The organism is Mycobacterium sp. NGS50 (genome assembly GCF_059812545.1).
Map to the genome: position 1 here is coordinate 96734 of NZ_JCALCW010000012.1, position 14709 is coordinate 111442.

The following is a 14709-nucleotide window of genomic DNA, read 5'->3' on the forward strand; positions in this document are numbered from 1 at the left end:
CGTCATGTGAATAACATGATGCACATCATGCGAACTTCAACGAAGCGGGCCGACAACAAGCGGGAGTCGCTCGATCGAATCCTGGAGGCCGCCTCCCGCCGGCTCCGTCAAGAAGGTCTCGACGGTGCCGCGATCGTCCCGGTGATGCGCGATGCCGGACTGACCCACGGGGCGTTCTACTCGCACTTCGCCACCAAAGACGAGCTCGCCAATGCCGCATTCGCGCATGCGATCAGCACCGGACGGCCGGGCTGGATCAAACCGCCGCGCGGCGAATCGTGGTCGAGCAGGCTGACCGGTCTGGCCAAGCGGTATCTCACCCCGGCGCACCGCGACAATCTTTCGAGCAGCTGCGCTTTTGCCGCGCTGAGTTCGGACGCCGCGCACTCGACCGAGGAGTTCCGCGCCACCTACGAGCGGGAACTGCGGATATCGCTGGCGGCGATCTGCGACGGCGACGACAACCGGCTCGACGACGCCATCGCCCTGATGACGGTGTGCGTGGGCGGAATGTCGCTGGCCCGCGCCGTCGCCGACCCCAAGTTCTCGGCGCGAATTCTGCGAGTCGCGCGCGAGGTTGCAGCCACACTCGCCGACACCCGGCCGAACTGAGGAGAACACCGATGCTCAGCACCAAACCGTATGGGCAGCTGCAGTACCAGGACATCCGGGGCAAGCGGATGGCCTATATCGACGAGGGCGCCGGCGACGCGATCGTGTTCGCGCACGGCAACCCCACCTCGTCATACCTGTGGCGCAACGTGATGCCGCACCTGGAGGGTCTGGGCCGGCTGGTCGCCTGCGACATGATCGGCATGGGAGCCTCGGCCAAGCTCGACGATTCCGGGCCGGATCGCTACCACTACGCCGAGCAGCGCGAGTACCTGTTCGCCCTGTGGGACGCCCTGGATCTCGGCGACAACGTGGTACTGGTGTTGCATGATTGGGGCTCGGCACTGGGGTTCGACTGGGCCAACCAGCATCGCGACCGGGTCGCCGGGATTGCGTTCATGGAGTCCATCGTCGCCCCGATGACCTGGCCGGAGTTTCCCGGGCCGGTGCGGGAAGTGTTTCAGGGCTTTCGCTCGCCGGGGGGCGAGCAAATGGTGCTGGAACAGAACGTTTTCGTCGAAGGCGTCTTACCCGGGGCCATCAATCGCACGCTGTCCGACGAGGAGATGGACCACTACCGACAGCCGTTCGCCAATCCCGGCGAAGACCGGCGTCCCACCTTGTCGTGGCCGCGCAACATCCCGATCGAAGGCGAACCCGCCGACGTCGTTGCCATCGTCGAAGACTACGGCAGCTGGCTGGCCACCAGCGAGGTGCCGAAGCTGTTCGTCAACGCCGAGCCGGGCGCGATCGTCCGAGGGCGAATCCGCGAGTTCGTGCGCAGCTGGCCGAATCTCACTGAAACCACGGTCGCCGGTTCCCATTTCATCCAGGAGGACAGTCCCGACGAGATCGGGGCCGCCGTGGCCCAGTTCGTCCGGGGGCTGCGCGGTCAGGTTCACGCAGCGGGTCACCCGTCCTGGTAGCTCCAGGTGCGCACTTGTGCGGCGATTCCGATGAGGTCTGCCAGTGCGCCGGTGGCGACCCGGATGACGAAATCGAAGCGGTCATCCTCGGGTGCGCCGATCCCTTGGCCGTTGACGGCAAGAAATGTGCGACAAGCCGTCCACGCCAACCGCTTGTTTCCGTCCACCAGGGCATGGTTGCGCGCCAGTGAGTGCATCAGGGCCGCGGCCTTGAGATGCAGATCCGGGTAGGCGTCCTCGCCGAACACCGACGCGCGCGGACGCGCCAACGCAGATTCCAGCAAGCCGTAGTCTCCGACGGCGACGTCCGCACCGATCGCGGCACGCGCGATCTCGATCAGGTCGTCGAGATCCAGGTATTCGATCATGCGTCCTTGAGGCGCTCCAGAACGCCGGCCTCTTCGCGGATCACACGCTGCAGGGCCTCACCGACTTTGGCCTGGTGTGTGTGCCGGGCGATGTACTCGTCGATGGCCGACAGCGCGACAGCCTGCATCGACCGCCCCTCGACGGCGGCTTGGCGGCGCAGCGCTTCGGTCTGCTGCTCGCTGGTTCGCAGTGTCATCCCCATGACGTCGATGATACCAGATTGATACCACCAGAGGTCATCGCCGATGTCGTCACGGCTCACGCATGGCGCACGGTGTTGCGCTGGGCGCCAAGATCGATGGCGCCGTCGTCGGTGGCGACGCTGGCCTCCACCACGTCACCTTCGTTGAGGTAGCGAGGGTTGGTGGCCTGGCGTTTGAAGAAGGATTTCCATTTCAGCGCGGGCGGCAGCAGGTTGCCGATGAGGGCGACCAGCTTCGGCGGTGCGCTGAGCGCGGTGCCGACCGGGGTGCCGGTGAGGATCAGATCGCCCGGGGCAAGGTCCTGAAATCTGCTCAGCGACCACAGCGCTTGCACCGGGCTGTAGAGCATGTCGCCGGCAACCACCATGTCCTGGCGCACTTCTCCGTTGACGCGCAGCCGTAGCCGCAGGTCGTCGAACCGCTGCAGTTCCCCGGCGTCGAGCAGCAGCAGCGCCGGGCCGACCGGGGTGAAGGTGGGATAGGACTTGGCTTCGTAGAACTGGGTCTGCGGGAGTTGGATGTCACGTGCCGACACATCGTTGGTGATCACCAGGCCGGCGATGAAGTCGGCCAGGTTCGCCTCGCAAACCGGGGTTCCGACCGGGATCTCGCGGCCGATGACCAGCCCGATTTCGACCTCGTAATCCAGGAAGCGGACGTGGTCGGGTCTGATGATGTCGTCGAACGGCCCGGCGATCGACGCCGACGACTTGCGGAAGAACGTCAACGGGACCGTCTTGGGGTCCATCCCGGCGTCGGCGACGTGGGAGGCGAAGTTCGTCATCTGTGCGATCACCCGGCACGGTTTGGTCACCGGGGACACCAGCGCCAGGCTGTCCACCGGCACGGTGTCGGTGCTGTGTGCGGCGGTCTCGATGGCGGGCCGGTCGGCCAGCAGTTCCGCGGTGGTGCCCGCGGCGGTGGCAATCTTGGCTGCCCCGGCGCCGGTGTGCACCCACCAGGCGTCGACGGTGCGCAGGACGGATAGCGTCATGACTGAGCCACTTTCATCAGGCCGATCAGGCGGGTGGGGGTGAATTCATTGTCGCGGCCGCGCAGCGCCGTCAGGATCGAACGCGCCTCGTGCGGAATGGATTTAGGGTCGATACCGAGGAAATCCTTGGTGGCGTGCGGTCCCCACTGGGCCAGCCCCGAGGCGGTGAACGGCGCCCACCCAGGCTCCAGGGTGCAGTCGAAGAGGTCGCCGTCGGCGAAGTGCTCGACGAGGAAGCCGTCCGGGTCGCGCCAGTAGTCGAAGATCTGACTGCCCTGGATGTGCCGACCGATCCCCCAGGATCGTTGGTAGCCGTGCTCTTTGAGGTACTCCCCGCCGGCGGCCAGCGCGTCGAGGTCGCACACCTGATACGCCGAATGCACGTAGCGGTTCTGCGGCCCCAGCGCCACCGCCACCGTGTGGTGGTCGGTCGGCGTCATGCCGCGGTCGCAGCGGATGAAGCTCATCGTCGGACCGCGGTCGCGCTGACCGGGGAAGTACTGGAAGTCGCTGACGATCATGCCGAGCGTCTCCAGATACCAGTTCAGCGCTTTGGTGTAGCGGTTGCTCTGCAGCACCACATGCCCGAGGCGCTGCACGGTCGTCGGCACCCGAGACGGGCGCTGGGTGTCGTTGATGCGATGTCGCGCGGCACCGAAGTTGAAGGTGTGCGGCACCTGCGTCGACAGTGCGTCGAGTCGATGGGTTCCGGCGACCACGCGTACCGGAATCCCGCTGGGATCCACCAGGTCAACGCTGAGTCCGCCGATGGAGTCAGGCAATCTGCGGATCCCGGTGCCGGTCGCCTCGGCCAACCGTGTCAGGTCCGCCTCGTCCTGGGCGGTGAAGGCCATCCCACGGAAACCGGTGCGGGCACCGCGCCGGATGATCACACAGGGCGGGCCCGCGTCGGCGCCGCGAAGCTGCAGCTGGGTGTCGGTGCGCGCCACGGTGGCAAACCCGAAGGCGTCGGCAAATGCCTCGGCCCGCAGCAGGTCTGGCTTCTCGAATTCCAGCCAGGCGAGGTCCGCGACCTTGATCACCGGATTGGGTACCCGACCCGGATGTTCTCCGCTGCGCGCGCCGTGATCGCTGTGCAGGCCGTGGTGGACATTCATGACACTTCCCTCCTCGGACCGCGCTCAGAACGCGTGGGGCCCAAAGCGGCCCCAGGCGACCACGACCGCCATGGCCGCCAACAGCACGTTGATCGCGACGTTGGGGTACTCGCGACGGCCGGCGTGCGTGGCGACGGCACCGATCATGACGACCACCAGTCCGCAGGCGGCCAGCGGCGTCAGCCACGACGCCACCCCCACCAGCGGCGGCAGGATCAGTCCGATCGCGCCGAGCAGTTCAGCCGCGCCGAGCAGCCGAATCTGCGGCACCGGGATGCCGGTGATCCAGTCGCCGAGCGTCTCGGCCAGCCACTCGCGCGACTGGATCAGCTTGACGGTGCCGGCGCCGGCGAAAATGACAGCCAACAGGATTTGCAGGGTCCACAGCACGGTATTCATCGTTATCCTCCAGCGTTAGGTGAGTGGTTCATGCCGCGCGCACCGTCAATGATGCGCTCGGGTCATGCGATCGCTCCTGTGCCTTCGGGCTGGTTGAACCCACCGTAGATATTAAATTGCTGGTTGTCAATATATAAATTGTCAGGTGTTGTGGCATCATGGACCCGGTGCCCACCCAGACCAAGGCCGAGCGGCCGCGCGGACGCCCGAAGGCATCGGATGCGATGCCGATCGAGGAGATCTTGGACAAGGCGCTGACCATGTTCGCCACCGTCGGGTACGACGGGATGTCGCTGAGGACCCTCAACCGGGAACTAGGCGTCAGCCACAACCTGATCTATCAGCGTTTCGGCACCAAAGACGAGCTGTGGCGGGCGGCAGTCGATTTCGGTTTCGGCCGCCTGGTGGCGCACATGCGGGGACTGTTCGACCCGACGGTGAGCGACCCGCTGGAGCAACTGCGGCTGGCGACATATCGCTACGTGGTGTTCTCGGCAGCCCATCCCGAGCTGGTTGCGTTGATGAACATCGAGGGCCGCCAGGACACCGAACGCCTGACCTACATCTACGACACCTACATCGAGCCGCTACTCACCGATGTCGACCGGCTGCTGACGCACCTCGCCGATCGCGGGATGATCCGCCGAATTCCGTTGCGGACCCACTTCTTTCTCTTGGCTCACGGCGCCACCGCACCGCAGGCGTTGGTGCCGCTGGCGATGAAGTTCGACGCGGCCTCGCCCACCGACCCGGCCGCCGTCGAGGAGCACGCGCAGCTCGTGTCGACCGTCCTCGTGGAGGGTCTGCGGCTGCCGGCTACCCGGACTACTGACTGAAAACGACCTCCCAGCGGCGCAACCCCGCCGATTTCGGGGTCGTATGACCGCTGGGAGGTCGCTTTCAGCAGCTACGCCACACTCTCCTCGTCGTCGGGCTCGAGCATGCCGCCGAGCCGTCCGGCGATGATCTCCTCGGCCTCGGAAACCATGCGCGACACCAGTTCTGCGACGGTGGGGATGTCGTTGATCAGGCCCATCGCGGTACCGACCGACCAGATGCCGGCCTCCACGTCGCCGTCGTCGAACACCCGCCGGCCCCGCACGCCGGCCACCAGTTCCTGCACGTCGGGGAACTGGCCGCCCCGGTCGAGGATCTCGACGACCTCACGCGAGACGGTGTTGGACGCCACCCGCGCGGTATTGCGCAGCGGGCGGAAGATCAGCTCGGTGCCACGCTCGTCACCGGCCACGATGGCTTCCTTGACGTTCTGATGGATGCACGACTCCACCGTGCACATGAACCGCGACCCCATATTGATGCCGTCAGCACCCAAGGCCAATGCGGCCACCAGACCGCGCGCATCGGCGAACCCGCCGGAGGCGATCATCGGGATGTCGATCTTGGCCGCCGCCGCCGGAATCAACACCAAACCGGGAATGTCGTCCTCACCGGGATGGCCCGCGCACTCGAACCCGTCGATGCTGATGCCGTCCACCCCCAAAGACTGGGCTTTGACCGCGTGGCGCACCGAGGTGCACTTGTGCAGCACCTTGATGCCGTTGTCGTGGAACATCGGCAGATGCGGCGCCGGGTTGGACCCTGCGGTCTCCACGATCTTGATGCCCGAGTCGACGATCACCTGCCGGTACTCGTCATAGGGCGGCGGGTTGATCGTCGGCAGGATGGTCAGGTTGACCCCGAACGGCTTGTCGGTCAGCTCGCGGGTCTTGGCGATCTCGCGGGCCAGATCCGCCGGTGTCGGCTGCGTCAACGCGGTCAGAAACCCCAGCGCACCCGAATTGGCCACTGCGGCAACCAACTCCGCACGCCCCACCCACTGCATACCGCCCTGCGCGATCGGGTGCTCAACCCCGAAAACCTCGGTGAACTTCGTCGTGATGCTCATGTCATTCCTTACCTGGGTGCCATCCGGATCGCACCGTCGAGGCGGATCACCTCGCCGTTCAGCATCGGGTTCTCGACGATGTGCTGCGCCAGCGCGCCGTACTCGTCGGGGTCGCCCAGCCGCGCCGGGTGCGGCACCTGCGTACCCAGCGACTTCTGCGCCTCCTCGGGCAGCGAGCCCAGCAGCGGCGTCTTGAACAGACCGGGCGCGATGGTGCACACCCGGATCAGCTCGCGGGACAGATCACGCGCGATGGGCAGCGTCATGCCGACCACGCCGCCCTTGGACGCCGAGTAGGCGGCCTGACCGATCTGGCCGTCGAACGCGGCCACCGACGCCGTGTTGATGATGACGCCGCGTTCTTCTCCAACGGGCTCGGTCTTGGCGATCCGCTCGGCGGCCAGACGCAGCACGTTGAACGTGCCGATCAGGTTGACCTCGACGACCTTGCGGAACCCGTCCAGCGGGAACGCGCCGTCCTTGCTCAGCGTCTTGATCGCGTTGCCGATGCCCGCGCAGTTGACGTTGATCCGCACCGGGCCCAGCGTTTCCGCGACATCCAGAGCGGCGCCGACAGCGTCGGGGTCGGTGACATTGGCCTGCGCGAAGTGGGCTCGGTCGCCAAGCTCCTTCACCGCGTCCTCGCCCTTGAGGTCGATCACCACCACTTGCGCGCCGGCATCCAGCAGCCGCTTGGTGGTCGCCAGGCCCAGGCCCGACGCCCCGCCGGTCACCACCGCTACCGCGTCTTTGATCTGCACTTTTCCCGCCATCCCTTCCCTCCGGCGCGGCCGACCTCGGTGTCGACCTACCAGTTGGTTGGGACTATACCCAGTCGGTGAGAATGGTGTCGTTGTCGGCCCCCGGTACCACCGGCGGACGCGGCGTCTCGGGGATGGTGCGGGAGAACCGCGGCGCCGGCATCGGCTGCAGGTAACCGTCCACTTCGTAGAATGTGTTGCGTTCGGTGATGTGCGAGTCGATTTCGACCTCGCCGAACGCCAGCACCGGTGTCACGCAGGCGTCGGAGCCGGCGAACACCTCGGCCCAATGGGCGCGGTCGTGTGCGGCGAACGTCTCGGTCAGCTTGGCGCGCAGCTCCGGCCAGCGACTCACGTCGTTCTGGGCGGGCAACTCGGCGGGATCCAACCCCAGCTTGTCCAGCATCTCGGCGTAGAACTGCGGCTCGATCGAACCCACCGCCATGTAGCGGCCGTCGGCGCAGGTGTAGGTGTCGTAATACGGTGCGCCGGTGTCGAGCATGTTGACCCCGCGCTCGTCGGACCACAGTCCCTGCGAACGGAAGCTCCACATCATCGCCGAGAGCATGCTCGACCCGTCGACCATGGCGGCGTCGATGACCTGGCCCTTGCCGGAGGTCTGCAGCTCCCACAACGCGGAGAGAATCCCGACCAGCAAAAACAGCGATCCGCCACCGAAGTCGCCGGTCATGTTCAGCGGCGGCACCGGCCGTTCGCCCTTGCGGCCGATCGAGTTCAGCAGGCCGTTGAGCGAGATGTAGTTGATGTCGTGGCCGGCCTGCAGACTGCGCGGCCCGGTCTGCCCCCAGCCGGTCATCCGCCCGTAGATCAGCCGCTCGTTGACCTTGGCGCAGTCCTCGGGCCCCAGCCCCAACCGCTCGGTGACGCCGGGCCGGAAGCCCTCGATCAGCACGTCGGCCTTGGCGACCAGCTTAAGCACCAGGTCGCGGCCCTCCGGAGACTTCAGGTCGGCGGTCACCGAGCGCCGGTTGCGCAGCATGGTGTCTTTGGAGGGTTCAGAGCCGAATTTCGGTGGCCGGTCGACGCGGACCACGTCGGCACCCAGGTCGCCGAGAATCTGCGCCGCATGTGGGCCCGGTCCGATACCCGCCAGTTCGATAACCCGCAAACCCGCCAACGGTCCCGCCATCTCCGACCTCCTCGTCGTCTGGTGTGTGCTTTGCATCTTCGCAGCCACCTGTTAAGCGGCTGCACCCGCCCGCTTAAGGTGAGGCCCATGACCGCTATTGCTTCCGGGATCGACACGCTGGCACCCGTCGAGGGGTTGTCCGTCTCCTTGGCCGACGGCGTGCTGTCGGTGACCATCAACCGTCCCGACAGCCTCAACTCGGTGACCACCCCGGTGCTGGCCGGCATCGCCGATGCCATGGAGGCCGCCGCCACCGATCCGCGCGTGAAGGTGGTGCGATTGGGCGGCGCCGGCCGCGGTTTCAGTTCGGGTGCCGGCATCAGCGCAGAGGATGCCGCCGACGGCGTACCGACGGTGATCATCGTCGAAGCCAACCGCGCGATCCGGTCGATCGCGGCGCTGCCGTGCCCGGTGGTAGCCGTGGTGCAGGGCCCGGCCGCGGGCGTCGGAGTGTCGCTGGCCTTGGCCTGCGACCTGGTATTGGCTTCCGACAAAGCATTTTTCATGCTCGCGTTCACCAAGATCGGATTGATGCCCGACGGTGGCGCATCGGCGTTGGTGGCTGCGGCGATCGGCCGGATCCGGGCGATGCGGATGGCGCTGCTGGCCGAGCGGTTGCCCGCCGCCGACGCCCTGGAGTGGGGCCTGGTCAGCGCGGTGTATCCGGCCGAGGAGTTCGACGCCGAGGTGGACAAGGTGCTGGCCGGGTTGACCAGCGGGCCGGCGGTGGCGTTCGCCAAGACCAAGCAGGCGATCAACGCAGCCACCCTGAGTGAGCTGGACGGCGCACTGGACCGCGAATACGTCGGGCAGTCGATCCTGTTGAACGCCCACGACTTCCGCGAGGGGGCCCGGGCCTTCCAGGAACGCCGGGACCCGGTGTTCACCGACCGCTGAGTCCGCGCGAGCTGTCCCCCCAGGGGCCTTCGCCCCGTGGTGAGGATGAAAATCTGACCGAGTGTGCGGTTTGGTACCCAACACGCCGCTCAGACTCAAGTGATCGCTGCAACACCTGATCGAGAGGTGTTGGGCCCGGCCGCCGGGTTAAACCCCGAACATGGGTGGCAGCGCCAGCACCATGATCAGCCCCCACACCAGGTGGGTCAGTATCGGCGCCAGCACTCCCCCGGTCGCACGGCGTTCGACGGCGCACACGGCACCAAGGATCAGCGCCGCAAAACCCAGCATCGGGTTGCCGCTGGCCATGGTTGCCACGATGTAGAGCACCGTCGATACCACGACCGGCCGATGACGCCCGAGCGCGGTGTAGAGCGCGCCGCGGAAAAACATCTCCTCGGCGACCGCATTGACCAATGTGACCGCCACTACCAGTCGCAACTCACCCTGGTGGGCGAACGCCAACACCTTGCTCACCAATTCGGCCACGGCCGGGATCTGTTTGGCCACCAGCCCGCCCAGCACGAATACCGCACCCAGGACAGCGCCGATCCCGACACCGGTGAACACCGGTCGTTCGTAGCGGCCACGGAACCGGACACATCCCAGATGCAGCGGCCCGGACACCAGTGCACCCACGCTCCATACCCCGGCCAGCGCCAAAGTCAGCCAGTAGAAGGAGGATTCACCGGGATTCCTGGTCAGTGCGTAGCCCAGCACACCCGCGCCGGCCACCATCACGACGGCGACCACCACCCGGCGGCGCAGCACGACGACGGGTGGCTCGTGGTGCGGCACAGCCACATTGGTGATGATGTCGCAGAACTCCCCAATCAGTCCCCGCTGCGGGGTGGTCATGCCGGCCGTCCCGGCGCCAGGTTGATCAGCGTGTCCAGGCCGGTGCGGATCAGGCCGGCAACCGGGCCGGGGACGGCGTTGACCAATCCCAGGCCGGGCCGCACCAACGCCGGAGTGATGGCTGCGGCCAGCCGCCGGATGCGCAACGTGTCGCCACCGGCCCACGTCGGGTCGCTGTCGGCGAGGTGATGCGGGTCGTCCAGGTCGTTGACGGGGCGGGGTCCTGGACTGGCGAGCGCACGGGTGATCGCCTCCTGGGAGGACAGCAGTCCGCCGGGCGGGTCGGCGACCAGATCAGCAAGCCGGGTGTCGGAGGCCGACATCGGGTGATTCATCGAGGCCACCAGGTCGGCTGCCAGCCCGTCGGGCACCGGAAGCGCGACAGTCGAAAACCGGGAGGCCGCCGCGGTATCGATGCCGGGCACCGGAATCCGGGCGCGCCATCGGCCCGACACCCGGGCATAAGCCGTCAGCAGCCCGGCGTAGGTCGTGGTGTCGGGTCCGCAGATGTCGTAGGCACCCGGCGGTACCGCCGCCGCGTCGGCGGCGGCCACCAGGTAATACAACACGTCGCGGATGGAGATCGGGTCCAGCGCGTGGTCCATCCAGCTCGGGCTGGGGAGCAGCGGGAACCGGTCCCCGACGTAGCGCAGCATCTCGAATGACGTCGACCCGGCGCCCAGGATCATCGCCGCGCCCAGCCACACCACCTCGGGGCCGCCGTCGATGCTCAGCGCGGCGGCGACCTCGGCGCGGCTGGCCAGATGCTCAGAGAGGTCCTTGGTGTCGTCGGGCACGAAGCCGCCGAGGTAGACGATGCGTCGTACACCGACGTCCTTGGCCGCGTCGGCGACGTTGCCGGCCGCGGCGTTGTCGGCCGCGCGAAAGCCGGGTTGACCGATGCCGTGTACCAGGTAGTAGACGACGTCGATGGGGCCGGCGACGGTGAACGCCGCCCACGCTGAGGCACGATCGGCCGCATCGAGCAGCACGGCCCGCACGTCGTCGCACCAACCGAACCGTCCCAGGTGGGCCGGGTTTCGGCTGGCGACCACGACCTGGTGGCCTTCCGCGAGAAGTTGTGTGATCAGTCGTGATCCGATATAGCCGGTGGCTCCGGTCACCAGAATCCGCACAGGGTCCAACGTAGCGGCCGACGAGTCAGCGGGTGGCCGAAACGCCGACCGCCCCCACGGTGCAGGCTCAGTCCTCCTCGGGCGCGGCCGGCAGGAAGAGCGTGAACGTCGTCGGGGTGCGGCCACTGAGCCGTAGCCGTCCGCCTTCGGCCTCAGCAAGGTCGCGGGCCAACGACAGCCCGATGCCATGCCCGCGGGTGGAGCGCCGATACAGCAGATCGATCTGGTCCTGGTCGAGCCCGGTTCCCTCGTCCGCCACGTCGATCGCGGTGACCGTGCTCGCGTCGCGGGCGTGAACCCTGACGGTGCCCACCCCGTGCAGGCTGGCGTTGTCGATCAGCACGGCAAGGATCTGGCGTACGGCGGCGGTCGAGGCCAGCGTGGGCGGCAGTCCCGGATCGGCCGATACCTGCAGTTCTCGCCCGGCGGCGCTCAGGCGAGGACGCCACGTCTCGGAAACCTCGGAAAGCAGGCTGTCCAGCGCCAGCGGGTCGCTGCCGCTGGTGTCGTCGCGGGCCAGGGCGATCAGATCCTCGATGGTGTCGGCGAGGCGTTCGGTGGTGGCCACCGCGTCGACGATGGCTTGGCGGTGGTCGGCATGCGGCGAGTCCAGCGCGGCTTCCAGCCCCAGCCGCAGCCCGGTCAACGGGGTGCGCAGCTGATGGGAGGCGTTGGCGGTGATGGCCCGCTCCCGCTCGACCAGGTCACCGAGGCGTTCGGCGGTCTGGGTGAGGGCACAGCCGGCGGCGTCGATCTCGGGTATGCCGCTGGGCTGGGCCCGAACGCTGAAATCACCGTCGCCGAGCGCGCCGGCGGCACCGGCCAGGTGTTCCAGCGGGCGGGCCAGCCGTCGGGCTTGCCAGCGCGCGAGTTGCCACGTCACGGCCAGCACGACGGCTTCCAGGCCCAGCATCAGCGCCCACGCCTGCGCGATCCGGCTGCGCAACTCGTCGGTGGAGGACGCGGAGCGCGCGACGAACACGATGCGCGGACCGTCGGTGATCGGGACCGCGGCGGTAATCTGCCCGTCCCGGGTGGAGCGGTGGACGCGTTTGTCGGCCAGGGTGCGGCTGACGATGGAATCGGCGGGGGCGGGGCCCTCACCGGCGACCAGCCGGCCGTCGGCGGTGTAGATCGCCACCCCGGTGCCGGGTTCGAACTGCGGGATCTGGTCGACGAAGCGGCCGTGGAACATGTCGGCGGCAACCTGGATCGCCGCCTTGTTCGCGGCGCGTTCGACCTTGTTGCCTTCCGAGACGCGGTAGTAGCGGGCCGCCGACAGCGCCAACGGGACCCCGAACAAGCTGGTCGCCAGGGTCGCCGCCAGCATGGCCAGCGTGACGATGCGCCTACGCATCGCCTTGCCCGGGGGAATCGAGGCGGTAGCCGTAACCGCGCAGGGTGGTGATCTGCGGCGCGGCCGCGGGATCCGCGCCGTGCAGTTTGGCCGCCGCGGTCAGCTTTCGGCGCAGGATCCCGATGTGCACATCCAGGGTTTTCGTTGAGCCATACCAGTTCTCATCCCACACATCGGCGATCAGCGTCTCCCGGGACAGCGCCGTGTCAGCCTCGGCCGCCAGCCGGGCGAGCAGGTCGAACTCCCTGGGCCGCAGCTCAATTGGATGACGTCCGTAGCTGCTGGTACGGGCTGCGGGATCGACCACCAGGTCACCGACGACGTAGGCCTCCGCCGGGGCCACCGCAGCGGTGCCGCGACGCAGATGGGCGCGGACGCGGGCCAGCAGCTCGGCGTAGCGGAACGGCTTGGTGAGGTAGTCGTCGGCGCCGGCGTCCAGACCGACGACCACATCGATCTCGGCGTCGCGGGCGGTCAGGATCACCAGCACGCAACCCGGCTGGGCGGTACGCAGCTGCCGGCAGACTTCGACCCCGTCCAGGTCGGGCAGGCCCAGGTCCAGCAACGCCAGATCGAATTCCTGCACGGCGGCTTCGCGTAGTGCGGTGCGACCCGACCGGCACCAGCGCACCTCGTGACCGTGCGTGCGCAGACCCTCGCTGAGCAGTCGGCCGATGGTCTCGTCGTCCTCGACCACCAGCAGTTGCGCCATGCCGGCGATCATATCCACATCAAAGCGGGTTCCGGCGAAGGTAAATCACCCGTTTACCTTTCGCTAGCCGACCGCTGACCAGCACCTTCGTAGCGTGTGAGGGACAGGTCAACACAGCTGGGGGTGAACGCATGGATTTCGGGGCGTTGCCGCCGGAAATCAACTCGGCCCGAATGTATTCCGGCCCCGGCGCTAGTCCGCTGCTGGCTGCCGCGGCGGCTTGGGACGAGATGGCCGCCAACCTGCAGACGACGGCGGCCTCCTACTCATCGGTGATCTCCGGGTTGGGTGTGCAGTGGACGGGACCGTCGTACGCGGCGATGACCGCCGCGACCGCCCCCTACGCGACGTGGATGAACACCACAGCAGCCCAGGCCGAACAGGCAGCTACCCAGGCCCGTGCCGCCGCGGCCGCCTACGAGGCGGCGTTCGCGATGACGGTGCCGCCCCCGGTGATCGAAGCCAACCGCGCCCTGTTGATGTCGCTGGTCGCCAGCAATCTGCTGGGCCAGAACACCCCGGCGATCCTGGCCACCGAGGCCCACTACGCCCAGATGTGGGCTCAGGATGCGACGGCGATGTACGGCTATGCCGCCAACTCGGCGGCCGCCACCACCCTGACGCCGTTCACCGCGCCGCAGCAGGTCGCCAACCCGGCCGCTGCCGTCGACCAGGGCGTGGGCACCTCGATGGACGCGGGCACCCAGAGTGCGCTGTCGCAGCTGGTGTCCACCATGCCGCAGACGCTGAGCGGCCTGGCCGCGCCGGGCGCCGACCCGGGCACGGCCTCGGGCTCGTCGTCACTGGGGTCGCTGTCCTCACTGAGTTCGCTGACCATGCCGCTGCGGATGGCAATGATGCCGATGAGCATGCTGATGCGGATGCTGATGCAGGGCAGCACCACCGGTGCAAAGACGATGGGTGCCGGGGTGGGCGCGGCGGCATCCACCGTGGCCGCCAGTACCGCGGCCAACGCGCTGGGCTCGACCGCACTGACCGGCCTGGGCATCGGCAGCGTCGCTCCGGTGTCGGCGGGGCTCGGTCAAGCCGGCACCGTCGGGTGGATGTCGGTGCCGCAGACCTGGACCGCGGCGACATCCGCGGTCCATCCGGTGTCGGCGGCACTACCGAGCGCCGCGACCCCCGCAGTCAGTGCAGCCGAAGCGGCCGGCGGCGTGCCGCCGGTGATGCCGTTGACCAATTCCGCGGCGCGTGGTGTCGGCGGCGCCACCCTGGACACCCGGTTCCTGTTGCGGCCCAACATGCTGCCGCGGTCGCCGGTGGCCTGACTGAGATTGCCGCCCCAGCCGC

General features: G+C 67.8%; 17 protein-coding genes. 5 read left to right on the forward strand and 12 right to left on the reverse strand.

The features are described 5' to 3' along the window. Positions 1-27: 27 nt before the first annotated feature. Together AC5Y36_RS10955 and AC5Y36_RS10960 are read left to right on the forward strand one after the other, a co-directional pair. Entirely contained in the window at positions 28-612 is a 585-nt protein-coding gene (locus AC5Y36_RS10955) for a TetR/AcrR family transcriptional regulator (RefSeq protein ID WP_500040913.1), read from the forward strand. A gap of 11 nt (positions 613-623) precedes the next feature. After that, complete coding sequence (locus AC5Y36_RS10960) at positions 624-1538, forward strand: haloalkane dehalogenase (protein ID WP_500040914.1); 915 nt, start codon at positions 624-626, stop codon at positions 1536-1538. Here AC5Y36_RS10960 and AC5Y36_RS10965 read toward each other — a convergent pair. Genes AC5Y36_RS10965 through AC5Y36_RS10985 form a run of 5 tightly spaced genes read right to left on the reverse strand, consistent with a single transcriptional unit; the run spans position 1523 to position 4621 of the window. Further along, positions 1523-1906 carry a type II toxin-antitoxin system death-on-curing family toxin gene (locus AC5Y36_RS10965; RefSeq protein WP_500040915.1) on the reverse strand — a complete coding sequence of 128 codons (384 nt, stop codon included), beginning with the start codon at positions 1904-1906 and terminating at the stop codon, positions 1523-1525. The genes AC5Y36_RS10960 and AC5Y36_RS10965 overlap by 16 nt on opposite strands. After that, positions 1903-2109 carry a CopG family transcriptional regulator gene (locus AC5Y36_RS10970; protein ID WP_500040967.1) on the reverse strand — a complete coding sequence of 69 codons (207 nt, stop codon included), beginning with the start codon at positions 2107-2109 and terminating at the stop codon, positions 1903-1905. The genes AC5Y36_RS10965 and AC5Y36_RS10970 overlap by 4 nt, the downstream gene beginning before the upstream one ends. 56 nt (positions 2110-2165) lie before the next feature. Continuing rightward, positions 2166-3104 (reverse strand): fumarylacetoacetate hydrolase family protein, encoded by a 939-nt coding sequence (locus tag AC5Y36_RS10975; RefSeq protein ID WP_500040916.1) that lies wholly within the window; start codon positions 3102-3104, stop codon positions 2166-2168. Further along, the gene (locus tag AC5Y36_RS10980; RefSeq protein WP_500040917.1) at positions 3101-4222 is read right to left on the reverse strand and encodes a VOC family protein; all 1122 of its coding nucleotides are present in this window, start codon (positions 4220-4222) and stop codon (positions 3101-3103) included. The genes AC5Y36_RS10975 and AC5Y36_RS10980 overlap by 4 nt, the downstream gene beginning before the upstream one ends. A gap of 24 nt (positions 4223-4246) precedes the next feature. Further along, positions 4247-4621, reverse strand: a complete 375-nt coding sequence (locus AC5Y36_RS10985; RefSeq protein WP_500040918.1) for a DoxX family protein — start codon at positions 4619-4621, stop codon at positions 4247-4249. 167 nt (positions 4622-4788) lie between these two features. Between AC5Y36_RS10985 and AC5Y36_RS10990 the strand changes: the two genes are divergently transcribed. Beyond that, the gene (locus AC5Y36_RS10990; protein ID WP_500040919.1) at positions 4789-5457 is read left to right on the forward strand and encodes a TetR/AcrR family transcriptional regulator; all 669 of its coding nucleotides are present in this window, start codon (positions 4789-4791) and stop codon (positions 5455-5457) included. A 71-nt stretch (positions 5458-5528) separates the two neighbouring features. Here the strand turns inward: AC5Y36_RS10990 and AC5Y36_RS10995 are convergent, their stop codons facing one another. The 3 genes from AC5Y36_RS10995 to AC5Y36_RS11005 form a co-directional block, all read right to left on the reverse strand. Then, positions 5529-6527, reverse strand: coding sequence for an NAD(P)H-dependent flavin oxidoreductase (locus AC5Y36_RS10995; protein WP_500040920.1), 999 nt, complete (start codon positions 6525-6527; stop codon positions 5529-5531). A gap of 8 nt (positions 6528-6535) precedes the next feature. After that, positions 6536-7288 carry a 3-hydroxyacyl-CoA dehydrogenase gene (locus AC5Y36_RS11000; RefSeq protein WP_500040968.1) on the reverse strand — a complete coding sequence of 251 codons (753 nt, stop codon included), beginning with the start codon at positions 7286-7288 and terminating at the stop codon, positions 6536-6538. A gap of 64 nt (positions 7289-7352) precedes the next feature. Then, on the reverse strand, positions 7353-8438 hold the full coding sequence (locus tag AC5Y36_RS11005; protein WP_500040921.1) for a CaiB/BaiF CoA transferase family protein: 1086 nt from the start codon (positions 8436-8438) through the stop codon (positions 7353-7355). Between the two features lie 87 nt (positions 8439-8525). Here AC5Y36_RS11005 and AC5Y36_RS11010 point away from each other — a divergent pair, with 87 nt between their 5' ends. Further along, complete coding sequence (locus AC5Y36_RS11010) at positions 8526-9335, forward strand: enoyl-CoA hydratase (protein ID WP_500040922.1); 810 nt, start codon at positions 8526-8528, stop codon at positions 9333-9335. 147 nt (positions 9336-9482) lie between these two features. Here AC5Y36_RS11010 and AC5Y36_RS11015 read toward each other — a convergent pair whose 3' ends face one another. The 4 genes from AC5Y36_RS11015 to AC5Y36_RS11030 are packed head-to-tail and all read right to left on the reverse strand — an operon-like array spanning position 9483 to position 13398. Continuing rightward, complete coding sequence (locus AC5Y36_RS11015) at positions 9483-10193, reverse strand: CPBP family intramembrane glutamic endopeptidase (RefSeq protein WP_500040923.1); 711 nt, start codon at positions 10191-10193, stop codon at positions 9483-9485. Further along, entirely contained in the window at positions 10190-11338 is a 1149-nt protein-coding gene (locus tag AC5Y36_RS11020; protein WP_500040924.1) for an NAD(P)H-binding protein, read from the reverse strand. The genes AC5Y36_RS11015 and AC5Y36_RS11020 overlap by 4 nt, the downstream gene beginning before the upstream one ends. Positions 11339-11396: 58 nt before the next feature. Beyond that, positions 11397-12686 carry a sensor histidine kinase gene (locus tag AC5Y36_RS11025; RefSeq protein WP_500040925.1) on the reverse strand — a complete coding sequence of 430 codons (1290 nt, stop codon included), beginning with the start codon at positions 12684-12686 and terminating at the stop codon, positions 11397-11399. Then, on the reverse strand, positions 12679-13398 hold the full coding sequence (locus tag AC5Y36_RS11030; RefSeq protein WP_500040926.1) for a response regulator transcription factor: 720 nt from the start codon (positions 13396-13398) through the stop codon (positions 12679-12681). Before AC5Y36_RS11030 ends, AC5Y36_RS11025 begins: the two co-directional genes overlap by 8 nt. 131 nt (positions 13399-13529) lie before the next feature. Between AC5Y36_RS11030 and AC5Y36_RS11035 the strand changes: the two genes are divergently transcribed. Continuing rightward, positions 13530-14687 (forward strand): PPE family protein, encoded by a 1158-nt coding sequence (locus AC5Y36_RS11035; RefSeq protein WP_500040927.1) that lies wholly within the window; start codon positions 13530-13532, stop codon positions 14685-14687. Positions 14688-14709: the final 22 nt, after the last annotated feature.